This window comes from Pedobacter riviphilus (genome assembly GCF_014692875.1).
In the GTDB taxonomy this organism is placed as follows: domain Bacteria; phylum Bacteroidota; class Bacteroidia; order Sphingobacteriales; family Sphingobacteriaceae; genus Pedobacter; species Pedobacter riviphilus.
Window position 1 is genome coordinate 261,981 of sequence record NZ_CP061171.1, and the last position, 12,542, is coordinate 274,522.

The window sequence follows — 12,542 nt, forward strand, 5'->3', positions numbered from 1 at the left end:
CAAACAATATTTAAGATAAAATAAATAAGTTATGAAATTATTAAGCTTTTTTAGAAATATACTATTGCCAGTATTCGCACTTTCTGTGCTATGTCTGTCTTGCGAAAAAGCCATCGTTGAAAAGACATATGATAAGTATTCTTCAACAAGTTTTTTTCAAAATGCCGAGGATGCAAAATCGGCTGTTACCGCTATGTATTCGGGAATGACGGAGGATGGTACGTATGGTGGCGGTTATGGAGCGGCAAATGAGGGTTGGCTGGTACAATCTAGTTTTACCAGTGACGAACTGATTTGTTCGTGGGGCTGGGATGGATGGCCAAAATTAAATCAGATCAATTTTTCGGAAGATTTTTCACAGTTATTAAACCACTATAACTCGTTAATACCCAAAGTATCACAGATATCAATAAACATAGAGAAGATTCAGCCGATTGTAATGGATAGCAAGCTCAAGATCAGATATACTGCTGAACTTAAAGCACTGAGGGGCCATTATAGCTGGATGCTTTATAACCTTTATGGCCCTGTTCCGATTAGGCTAAGTGCGAGTGAAGCTTCTGATCCCAATACAAAGTCGATTCCGAGACCTACAAAAGAATGGATGGTGACACAGATCATTAAGGATTATAATGAAGCGATACCTGATTTGCCTAAATGTAGTGAGCTTGCCGGATCTGATTACGGACGTATGACTAAAGATGCTTGTTATATGGGCTTAATGAAGTTATACATGCACGAAAAAAGATGGACTGATGCTATTGCAGCAGGAAGGCAGCTACAACAGCTAGGACACAGTTTACAGCCAAATTATAAGGATATATTTACCTATGCCAACAATGGCAGCAGTCAGGAAATAATTCTTGCTATTCCATGCCGTACTGACGCAACTAATACCAATTTATGGCTTGCCCATTCGTTACCAGGTAACTACGTCGATCCAAATGGCTTAAACCTGACACAATGGGGTGGTTATAAAATGCCATGGAAGACCTATGATAAATTTGCTTCTTCAGATAAACGTTTAAGTGTGTTGTTAGCAAAATGGACAACAACAGGTGGAGCTACCTTTGATGCAAGGGCCAATAATTATATTGGTGCAATACCGATGAAATATGGTCCAGATCCAACTGCTATTAGTGAGCAACAGGGAACAAATATTGTGGTATGGAGATATGCAGATGCGCTTTTACTTCTTGCTGAAGCCATTAACGAAACACAGGGTCCTGTACAGGAAGCTTATGATTTAATTAATCAGGTAAGAACCCGTGCCGGTGTTGTAAATTACACACCTGGCCAATTTAATCAGCTACAGTTTAGAAATAAACTAATGGATGAACGTCTTTTCGAACTTTGGTGCGAAGGCAGTAGACGAGAAGATATGATCAGATGGGGAACTTATATTCAGCATGCGAAAGATGAAGGTTCCGTATTTGCAAAACCAGAATTTGTACTTTATCCAATTCCGAGAAAGGCAATAACGGAAAGCAATGGCATAATAGTACAGAACCCGGGATACTAATTCGTTGTAAATTGATTTTTGCCCCGTAATAGGAATCGCATTAACCAGTAAAGCACATTGGGTGGTTATAAAGCCACTCAATGATGCATTCATCTTGTTCCGTTGGATCCGAATGTCTACTCTCAATTAATCAAATGAAGAAAAGGTATATAATAGGCATTTTTGCAATAGCTTGTCTGATAACGTTATATAGCAGCTGTAATCGGTCAACAACTGATCTATCTGGAAAACAGTTATCGAAAATTTATTGTATTTCTTGTCATACCTATCCAGAGCCAGCACTTTTACCAAAATACATCTGGGATAAAAAAGTTTTGCCGGTAATGGGAGCTTTTGCTGATTTATATAAAGATAAGAATGGTGTATATAAGAAAATTCCGAAAGAGTACCTCAACTTAAGAGATCCGGTAATTGACCCTGTTCATGCTAACATTCCCACTGAATCATGGAATAAGATAGTGGAGTTCTATTTGGATCAGGCGCCGGTAAAACTGGCAAACCCAGTTACAGCAATCGATACCATTGATAATTTTGCCGTTTTAGAAGCACCAAAAAAGAGCGCAAAGTCATTCACAACCTGCGTTTATTTTGATGCTTCATCAAAATTGCTGTTTCAATCGAACTATGCAGATAAGGTACTAAATATCTTTGATGAAAAACTAAAATTCAAAACTAGTTTACCTTTCTGTGAAGGTGTTGTAAATGTATCTCCGATTGGTAATCAGAAAGATGGAGATCATTTTCTAATTACTCATATAGGCAGTTTACAGCCTAATGGTGGAACTGCCAACGGATTTGTGGAAGACGTTATAATTAAAAAAAGCAAAATTGTTGGTCGTGTAAAACTTTGCGACAGCCTTTACAGGCCCGTACAAACTTTGCTTTGTGATGTTGACAAAGATGGGAGGAAAGATATAATTGTTTGCGAATTTGGTTTTATGAAAGGGCAATTGAGCCTTTTTAAAAATATCGGGATTAACCAGTATAAAAAAATTACCCTTTCAAATATTGTCGGAGCCGAAAAAATGTACATAGATGACATTAACAATGACGGTATGCCCGATCTATGGGTTCTTTTTGCCCATGATATAGAAGGCATATATCAATTTATAAACAAGGGCAATGGTAAGTTCGTTCAGAAACCGGTAATTAATTTTCCACCTTCTTATGGCTCGAGCAGTTTTGATATTATTGATATGGATAATGATGGTAAAAAAGACATTATATATACCAGTGGAGACAATGCAGATTTTTCTCCGGTTTTAAAGCCCTATCATGGCATTTATATTTATAAAAACATGGGTAGAGATTTTAAACAGAAATTCTTTCTCCATCTGAATGGCTGTTATAAGGCAATGCCTGCTGATTTTAATGGTGATGGTAAAATGGATTTAGCAGCCATCAGTTTTTCTGCTGATTTTGAGAATAATCCTAAGGAAGGCTTTGTCTGGCTTTTAAATCATGGAAATAATGACTTTAAAACTTTTACAGATAGCAGAACCATTGGTTTAGGCAGATGGATCTGTATGGATGTTGCTGATATTAACCGGGATGGCAGACCTGATGTTATTTTAGGGAATATGGCCGCTATTGCCAATAACAATAGGGAATTAATGCAAAAATGGCTAAAAGGACCAGAGCTTATCGTAGTAAAAACCAAGCCATAAACTAAAAACCAAGATTACCTATTTCATTTAATCGTAAAAATACGATCGAGAAACGATCTCGTTTCCCTATGTAAAAAAATGGGCTTATACATTTTAATCGCTCGTTAACAAACATTAAACTTTAATTAACTATTTATAAACCTTTTATTTTAAATCATGAAAACAAACTATAGGTTAAAACTTTACGTTGCCATATTGGCAATCTTGATGCTTTCGTGCAAAAGGGAAACTCCTGTGGATAAAGGGGTTGGTGCGAATGCAAGGGCGGTTACTGCTATCCGTACTTTTTATGTCTCATCATCAACCGGGAACGACAATAATACGGGGAGAACACCAGAAGATCCTTTTAAATCAGTCAAAAAAATTTCAGGCATGACTTTTTCTCCTGGTGATGCCATTTTATTTAAAGCTGGCGATACCTGGAGCGGTGATACAGTACTCCTGAGGCCCAAAGGCTCGGGAACTGTAAGCAATCCGATCGTTATTGACAGGTACGGAACCGGCCCGGCCCCGATATTAAGCATTACCCAATTTCAAAACACTACGGGGGGTGTTTTTGGGGTTGTAATGTTAAGCAATCAATCAAATTGGCAAATTAACAACCTATCAATAATCGCTAATAACGCCAATCCGTTAAGCTATAGCGGTGATAATACAAGCCATGCATCAATTGCTGGTATTTATGTTAAAAACAGCCCTTCTTCCGCTATGCAATCCAATATTTCTATTACGCACTGTGCTGTGAAGAGTTTTAGAAATAACAATAATATTTATACACAGGCAGTATTGGGGATTGGGTTTGAAGGTTCCTTTACCAATATTGTTGTTGATAGCAATACAATTGATAGCTGTTTGGCTGGTATCCACTCAAATACACATCTACATTTTATAAACCCATCCAATCCTAATTATGCATCTACAAATATAACCTTTAAAAACAACCTATTGAGGGATGTATGGGGAAATGGGATCGTAATTGGCAGTATAACCAACGGTCTGATTGAAAGAAACAGGGTAATTAGAACTTCATGGGGTAATGGCGCTTGTATATGGCTAACACGTAGTACTAATTCAATAGTACAATATAATGAAGTAAGTGATCAATCGGGTGGAAGTCAGGACGGAACAGCCTTTGACGATGATGATGATATAGGTGCTTCAAATGGAGATATTTTCCAGTATAATTATTCACATAACAATGCACATGGCTTTATGTTATTAATGCCAGCTGCAAATAATGTTACTGTACGTTATAATATTAGTGTAAACGATGGTGGCAGTAGCGGTGTTACAAAACGGTTATTTGCGTTATCACCAAGCAATAATAACGGGCTTAAAATATATAATAACATCTTCTACATTGGCCAGGGCATTTCAACACGGATCTTGGGTTCTTACGGAGGCTCTTCTTCTGGTTGGGCAATAAAATTCTATAACAACATATTCTTTTTGGATGGGGGATCGCTAACTGCATTTAGTGAAGCACCAATTAGTCAGTCGAGTGAATTTAAAAACAATTGCTTCTATCCGGCTGCGAGTTTTTCTTCCGCTACTAATTATTTTTCTCCACAGGTTAATGCAATTACATCAAATCCACTTTTTGCTGCAGGAAGCAACTTTGGGGCTACATTATTAAATGCAGCCAGTAATAATGTTGATTTTGCCGCTGCAATAGCCGCTTTCAAATTGCAGGCCGCTTCGCCATGTATCAATAATGGATTTTCATTTGCTAATAATGCAACCCTTGATTTTGCCAATACCAATATAACCGGCCAAACCCCAACCGTTGGAGCGATCTGGCCTGTTGGCGTTACCGCTCCTAGTTATTACGTTATTATTAACAGGAATACAGGGAAACTGATTAATCTTCAAAACAACACCGGTAAAGTAGAATGTACCCAAATTAGTGCTGATTCTACATCCGCGCAATGGTCTCAGGAACTGCATAATGGTTACACCCGTTTTAAAAACCGTAAAACAGGAAAATACATGGAAGAGGAGAACAAACTAGGATATGAAGAATACAATGTTCTGGTTGCCCCTGATCAATGGAGCTGCGATTTTTCTTTAGTTGCAAATGGTAGCTACACCCGGTTACAAAACCGCTATACAGGTAAACTTCTAAATACCCAGCAGAATTTAGGATATGTGGAGACTACAGCTTCATTGCCAACTGGTTATTGGAGTGCAGATTGGAGTATCGTTAAACGCCCATAATCTGCAAGTGGTTGTTTATATTTCTTAGAGCTAACCGTGCTTCAAGCAATTGAAGCATGGTTATGTTTTATCATTTAAGTATCTAACCACTTGCCTACATCGCGGTGTAATTGTTTGTGGAGTGCTGTTGAGGGGAATTACACAATTGGAAATGAGTAAGACGAGTACAGACAGGGAAAATAAGGAGCGTAATGTGAGAGCTAATTTTCCGAAACAGTAATGAGGGCTTTTACGATCTAAAAATTGTCTCTCTATAATGAATTCCCCATTTTGCCATTTCTGTAACTATTTTATTTAGGCTTTTTCCATATTCGGTAAGTTCATATTCAACTGTGATGGGCATAGTGTCCAAAACAGTTCGTTTAACAAGCTGATTTGCCTCTAAGTCTTTTAATTCTTTAGATAAAACTTTTGGCGCAATGTCTTCTATATGACGAACTAAATCCATGAACCGTATTTTGGGATTGTAAAATAAGGCAACTACGATAACTTTTTTCCATTTTCCACTTAATAGGTCTTGCGTATCCTTAACACCCTGGATCTGTAAACGGCAGTAATCTGAAATCTCTATTTTCTGTTTTTTCATATAACCAATTTACAAATTAATTACTAAACCGCCTACTGCTTACTTAATGGTAACCGCTTACCAAAAGGTAAAAATCATTATTAACATGATGTAATCCCTTATTTTTGTATAAATAAATTTAAATGCAGATCAAGTGAAAATAGCAATAATAGGATCAACAGGCTTTGTTGGTTTAGCCTTCACTGAGGAATTGGTCAATCGTAGTCAGAATATCATCGGTATTTCACGGGATATAGAAAATTCAGGCAAAAATAATCTGATTGATGCGCAGATGGCTATATAGTAAGCTTGGCTCATGTTCACTATTTTCTTAAAAAAAACATTTACTCTTTTTCAATATATTTCAAATGAATAACGTAAAAAAAATAGATCTAGACAATGTTATCATTGTTTTGGCAGATTTGCAGCCTGAAATCATTCTTGCTGCCAATAAAACAATCGCTGAGGAAAGTCTCCGGAAAGCGGTATCAGTATTAATTGAAGGAGCGGATATTCTTAATATTCCTGTTTTCCTGTCAGGTGTTGCACTTAAGGCAGGTGTTTCTCCAAGTCCTATCGAGGAATTGAGTAAGTATACAATGGTAGTCCGCTCAACTGCAGGCATTTTTGAAGATGACTCAAATCTAAAAGTTATAAAAAAGTACAAAAGATCTTCAATTGTACTAGGTGGCGTGGCAACAGAATTGGCGGTAATTCAGGCCGCTCTTGGTGCGCTAAGAAACAGCTACAATGTATTTTTATTAACAGATATTTGTGGTGGCTTGAGTGACAGGACTGAACAGGCAGCATTTCGTCAACTTGAAAAAGAAGGCGTAATACTTTCAAGCGTGCCCGCATTTTTAAGTAGCCTGATGCCTCAAATTAACGACGTGCAAACTAAATCACTCTTTGCCACGCTTGCTCGATTTTTAGGTTAAAGAGATCAATGCTTATTGGAATAGTAAAATTATTTGGCTTGATTCGAGAAAATGTTCCACTTTCTTAATCATCACTCCAGTAAAGAAAGGATATTGATGGCAATTACGAGGTTTAAACCAGAGTGATCAACGGTTTAATTGAATTTTTGAGAACTTCAGGATGCTTTGTAAAAAAGATATTAAATAAGTCGGCTATTGTATCTGAATAATCATTTTAAACTGTTATGTGGGTGAATTAAAAAAATATCCACGAAATAACTGTAAAAAAATGTTAGTTTCGTTTTTCAGTACAAATGTCGATTTACCAAATATCGGGTCAAGATGAGCTAATCTCAAGATTAAGAGATGGGGATGAGCTGGCATTTAGTGAAATCTACAATCTATATTGGAAACAGCTTTACCGAACAGCTTTTACTATTCTGCGCGATGAAGAAGGTGCATCTGATGCATTACAGGAAATGTTCCTGCATTTATGGCGACGTAGAAAGGAATTGAATATTGTATCCTTAAAGGCATATCTCCACCAATCAGTTAGGCTAACAGTATTAAAGGCTATCCGTTCACAAAAGGTAGATGCCGGTTTTTATAAACGGCTGGCAGAGATTACTACAGAAATTATAGAAGAAGACCCTATGATTTTTAAAGACCACTTGCATTTGCTACAGCGATTGATAGATAGTTTACCCGCCGATTGCAGGCAGATTTTTCTGATGAGTAGAGAAGAGCAGATGTCATACAAGCAGATTGCAGGCAAGCTGGAGATTTCAGTAAAAACGGTTGAGAAAAAAATGTCGAAATCGTTAAAACTCATCCGTGAAGGTTTAAGCATAGAAATGTGCGTTTGTATAATCGTTTCCTATACCTTTATTTAGATTTTATCGTATTGTATATCAGGTTTTTATGATTTTCTTTTAAAGAAAAGTCATTTTGCCATAGGGTCGCGTGTCTTTTTTGGAACATAATATTAAGACCATGGAAAAAAAACAATTCTTATCTCTTATCGATACTTATATAAACGGCGAAGCAAGCGAAAATGAAAAGCGCCTGGTTGAAGCGTACTATTCCAGATTAAGCAAGCCTGCTATTGAAAGCATTGAAACGCAAGATGAAGAACTTTTTAAAAATGTTTTGTTAAACCGGCTCTTAACGCAGATAAGAGCAGAGTCTGAGACAGAACAAACAGCCAGCCTAAGGCTTAAGAAACACATTAATTTATGGTGGATAAGTGTCGCTGCTATATTACTCATCTGTTTCAGCTTAGGGATATTGTTTTTTAGGGACGGGAAGAGCATCAGTAAGGGATCTGTTGATTATGCGCAACTGATTGAGCCAGGAGGAAATAAGGCAGTTTTAACATTAAGTAACGGATCAAAAGTTGTTTTAGACGGTAAGTCCAATACTGATATTGCAGAAAAAAATGGTATAAAAATCAAAAAGAAAGAAAACGGGCTTTTGGAATATGTTCAGCTAAGCGCTCCCGTTACCGATAATCAATACTCAGCCCTATTTAACACTATTGAAACCCCAAAAGGCGGCCAATACCGGATTGTTCTTAATGATGGCACTATTGTGTGGCTTAATGCTGCTTCCTATTTACGCTATCCTTTGCAGTTTAATGGTGCAGAGCGAAAGGTAGAGTTGGCTGGCGAAGGATATTTTGAAGTTGCGCATAATGCAGCTAAACCATTTATCGTGGTAACTGCTAAGCAGGAGGTTCAGGTGCTGGGTACACATTTCAATATTGGTGCCTATACCGATGAAAGTGTGATTAAAACCACCCTACTTGATGGCAGCGTAAAAGTAATCAACAAACAAGGGAAAAAAGAAACTGGGCAGAAGTATCTGAAACCCGGAGAACAATCTGTTCTAATGGACGGTTCCTGGTCGGTAAGGGAGGTAGATGCGGCCGCCCAGATAGACTGGAAAAATGGGCGTTTTATTTTTAAAGATGAAGATCTAAAAAGTGTGATGCGTAAGTTGGCCCGCTGGTACGATATTGAAGTGGATTATGCCGGTTCAATGGAAAACCTGAGCTTTAGCGGGAAGATTTCTAGATCAAAAACCCTTAAAGAAGTTTTAAGGATATTAACACGTACCAATGATGTAACCTTTAAAGTAAAAGAAAGGAGGATTACAGTTATGCCATAATTTTACATGGGATAGGCTGTATAAAGCCGGAAGTGCTGGAGACACTCCCGGAGATCATTCAGTTTGCCTGCTCAACAACATTTTTCAAAATAATATCAACCAAACACGATGGTCCGGCAGCGGAGCATTTAACAACCTAAACTATTCAAATGTATGAAATTTTATGATTTTAAATCGTACAGGATTCCCTGTGCGAAAAATAAAGTCCTGCTAACCATGAAACTTACCGTTTTCCTACTCTTTGCCCTGGTTTTCCAGGTATGTGCAGCTGGCTTTGCACAGAATAAGATTACCCTTTCAGAAAAGAATATTTCTTTGGAGCAAGTATTAGACAAAATTAGTCAACAAAGCGGCTTAGATATTTTTTATAATGCTAACCGGATAAAAAAGATAAACAATATTACCATTAATGTTAAAGATGCCCCCTTATCTACCGTTTTAGACAAATGTTTTGCCAATCAGCCCTTAACTTACAGCATCGAGGCTTCTACTATTGTAATAACAGACCGTAATGAGGCCAAACCCAACAACGTTAAGCATTTGTTTGCCGATATTCGGGGGCGTGTTGTAGATGAGGCCGGAGCAGGGCTTCCGGGAGCAACTATTAAGGTAAAAGGTACTACAACCGTAACATTGAGTGGCGATAACGGAGATTTTCTGCTTAAAAATGTTCAGGATGGAGCTATTTTACAGGTTTCATTTGTCAGTTATCAAACCCAGGAAATTAAGGCCAACCTAAAAGCAGAAATGCTAATCCAGCTAATTGCAGAGGCTGGGAGCTTAAATGAGGTAGTAGTTTCTGGTTTTGGCCAGACACAGAAAAAGGTTAGTGTAACTGCGGCAATATCTACCGTTCAGACAAAGGAGCTTAAGCAGAGCCCTGTTTCCAATTTGAGCAATGCGCTGGCGGGCCGTTTACCAGGGCTTACCACAATTCAATCGTCAGGTGTTCCAGGAGGAGATGCTTCAACCATCTATATTCGAGGTATTGGTACCTATGGAGCAAGCAAAAGTCCTTTAATTGTTATTGATGGACTAACCAGGGGAGACGTCAACTTTGGAGATATCGATGTAAATGAGGTGGCTTCTATTAGTATCTTAAAAGATGCTGCTGCAACATCATTATATGGTATACAAGGTGCAAATGGGGTGATTTTAGTTACAACTAAACGCGGAAAGATTGGGAAGACAAATATCCAGTTTAACGGACAATATGGTATCCAAACGCCACAGCGCATCCCAGAGCGCTTCAGCAGCTTTCAAAAAGCTACTTTGGATAACCAAGGGTCTGCTAATGACGGAAGCAATCCAATATGGACCCCCAAGGAAATAGAACTGTTCGGAAACCAATCAGATCCATATACCTATCCCGATGTTAATTGGTATGATGTAATTTTTGAGCGCAATACCCCGCAACAACAATATAATGCCAATATGAGTGGTGGGAATAGCAGTGTGAAATATTTTGTCTCTTTAGGATACCTAAATCAAGGAACATTGTTTAAAGGGGCAAAAGACAATAAATATGGCATCTCGCAGAAATATGATCGCTATAATTTTAGGTCAAATATTGACATTACTGCAACTGATATGATGACTGTCCGTTTAGACCTTGCTTCAAGAATTGAACAAAGGACAGGCCCGGGACCTGGCTATGAATCAATTTTTAGCGATGTAGCCCTGATGCAGAATTATACAACACCGATATATAATCCAAACGGTACTTTCGGCGCAGGCCGTATAAACTCAGTTTCCGTAAGAAATCCTCTGGGCTCCCTGTTACAGAGTGGCTATTATGACAATTTTTGGAACAGTACCAATGGCACGATAGAGGTAAACCATAAGCTGGAGTTTATTACCAAAGGATTGAATATTAAAGGATTGTATACCTTCGAGAATTTTGGTGCGATTAACTATGGACAGGATCAAAAATTTACGGCCTTCCGTTACCGTAAAGATCCGGTAAGTGGTGTAGAAACCTACACACCATTTTCTACAGAAACGTCCCTTACAAAATCTTCAAGTACTTCTGCTACACGTTATTATTCATATAATGTACAGTTAAATTATGACCGGTCATTCGGCAGTCATGCTGTCTCCGGTCTGGCATTATTTAACAGAAATTATACCTCGGTTACCGGTGACCTGCCAAGGGCCTATGAAGGTTTTGTTGGACGGGTATCTTATAATTATGATTCCAGATATTTTGCAGACTTCAATGTGGGGTATAATGGATCAGAAAATTTCCCTAAAGGTAAACGTTATGGCTTTTTCCCTGCCGTATCTGCAGGCTGGGTAATTTCAAGCGAACCATGGTACAACAGTAAAGCTATGAATTACTTAAAACTCCGCGGATCATTCGGCTATGTGGGTAACGATAATATTGGTGGTTCCAGATGGTTATTTATATCAGATTATAGCAGGGGTGGAGGTTTTGATTTCGGCTCTCCAAGTCCAAATACAGCTGGAGGATATAATGTGAACCGCACAGGTAACCCAAACATTACCTGGGAGAAGGCACAAAAATCCAATATTGGTTTAGAAACCGGATTTTTTAATAATGCGATTAAGTTAGATGTTGACGTTTTTAGAGAAAACAGGACTAACATTCTTACCACACCACAGACTATTCCTACCTATCTTGGTATTGCGGGTTTAGCGGCAATCAATGTGGGCAAGGTATTGAACCAGGGTTTTGAAGCATCATTAAATTTTAATACCCATGTTAACAAAGTTAATCTTTTTGGCTACATCAACTGGACTTACAATAAAAACAAGATCATTGCCCGCGATGAGCCGAATCTGGCATACCCTTATCAGGCTTTAACCGGGCTTCCTGTAGGTTACCAGTTGGGTTATATTGCAGAAGGCTTATTTAAAGATCAGACGGAAATAGATGCTGCTCCAAAGCAAAATTTTGCCGGAAGGGTAATTCCTGGCGATATCCGTTACCGTGATATGAATGGAGACCGTATCGTCAATGAGAACGACAGGGTAGCGATACAGGTAAGCAACTTTCCCAACAATACTTTTGGAGCTTCTCTTGGCGCATCATGGAAGGGGATTGATTTGAGTATACTGGTACAGGGAGCCCTAAGTGGTAAAACAAATGTACCTTACCTTGGCCCCGACAGGCTACAGGATGTTTGGACGCCTGCAACGGCAAGCACCGCAACCTATCCAAGTGTGCATTACAGTTCGGCTGGGGGGCAGAACAATGCTCAATTGAGTACTTTTTTTATCTACAGTTCGGACTACATCAAAATTAAAAATCTGGAGCTGGGCTATACATTCCCAGCGAGTACACTAGCTAAAGTGAAAATAAATTCGCTCAGGATATTTGCCAACGGGCTGAATCTGGCTACCTGGGATAAACTTCCTTACAAAGATTATGATCCTGAGCAAACAGCTAACGGAACTGCCCTTTACCCAACAATGAAAGTATATAATGTTGGTGTATCGATGAATTTTTAACAGACTTAAAT

The 12,542-nt window shown here is 38.4% G+C and carries 9 protein-coding genes; 8 read left to right on the forward strand and 1 reads right to left on the reverse strand.

The window, feature by feature from the left end:
* Nucleotides 1-31: 31 nt before the first annotated feature.
* The 3 genes from H9N25_RS01105 to H9N25_RS01115 all read left to right on the forward strand — a co-directional run bounded on the left by H9N25_RS01105 (nt 32) and on the right by H9N25_RS01115 (nt 5,406).
* Nucleotides 32-1,522 (forward strand): RagB/SusD family nutrient uptake outer membrane protein, encoded by a 1,491-nt coding sequence (locus tag H9N25_RS01105; protein WP_223833527.1) that lies wholly within the window; start codon nt 32-34, stop codon nt 1,520-1,522.
* Between the two features lie 134 nt (nt 1,523-1,656).
* Entirely contained in the window at nt 1,657-3,189 is a 1,533-nt protein-coding gene (locus H9N25_RS01110; RefSeq protein ID WP_190327660.1) for an FG-GAP repeat domain-containing protein, read from the forward strand.
* A 156-nt stretch (nt 3,190-3,345) separates the two neighbouring features.
* Nucleotides 3,346-5,406, forward strand: coding sequence for an RICIN domain-containing protein (locus tag H9N25_RS01115; protein WP_190327661.1), 2,061 nt, complete (start codon nt 3,346-3,348; stop codon nt 5,404-5,406).
* Nucleotides 5,407-5,635: 229 nt separating this feature from the next.
* Here the strand turns inward: H9N25_RS01115 and H9N25_RS01120 are convergent, their stop codons facing one another.
* On the reverse strand, nt 5,636-5,992 hold the full coding sequence (locus H9N25_RS01120) for a winged helix-turn-helix transcriptional regulator (RefSeq protein WP_167292925.1): 357 nt from the start codon (nt 5,990-5,992) through the stop codon (nt 5,636-5,638).
* A 133-nt stretch (nt 5,993-6,125) separates the two neighbouring features.
* On the opposite strand from H9N25_RS01120, the gene H9N25_RS01125 reads away from it, so the two are divergent.
* The 5 genes from H9N25_RS01125 (at nt 6,126) to H9N25_RS01145 (ending at nt 12,531) form a co-directional block, all read left to right on the forward strand.
* The gene (locus tag H9N25_RS01125; RefSeq protein WP_190327662.1) at nt 6,126-6,275 is read left to right on the forward strand and encodes a hypothetical protein; all 150 of its coding nucleotides are present in this window, start codon (nt 6,126-6,128) and stop codon (nt 6,273-6,275) included.
* A 64-nt stretch (nt 6,276-6,339) separates the two neighbouring features.
* Nucleotides 6,340-6,909 (forward strand): isochorismatase family protein, encoded by a 570-nt coding sequence (locus H9N25_RS01130; RefSeq protein ID WP_190327663.1) that lies wholly within the window; start codon nt 6,340-6,342, stop codon nt 6,907-6,909.
* 293 nt (nt 6,910-7,202) lie between these two features.
* The gene (locus H9N25_RS01135; RefSeq protein WP_190327664.1) at nt 7,203-7,781 is read left to right on the forward strand and encodes an RNA polymerase sigma factor; all 579 of its coding nucleotides are present in this window, start codon (nt 7,203-7,205) and stop codon (nt 7,779-7,781) included.
* Between the two features lie 100 nt (nt 7,782-7,881).
* Nucleotides 7,882-9,057, forward strand: coding sequence for a FecR family protein (locus H9N25_RS01140; RefSeq protein WP_190327665.1), 1,176 nt, complete (start codon nt 7,882-7,884; stop codon nt 9,055-9,057).
* A gap of 216 nt (nt 9,058-9,273) precedes the next feature.
* A complete protein-coding gene (locus H9N25_RS01145) occupies nt 9,274-12,531 on the forward strand; it encodes a TonB-dependent receptor (protein ID WP_190327666.1) in 3,258 nt (1,085 codons plus the stop codon).
* Nucleotides 12,532-12,542: the final 11 nt, after the last annotated feature.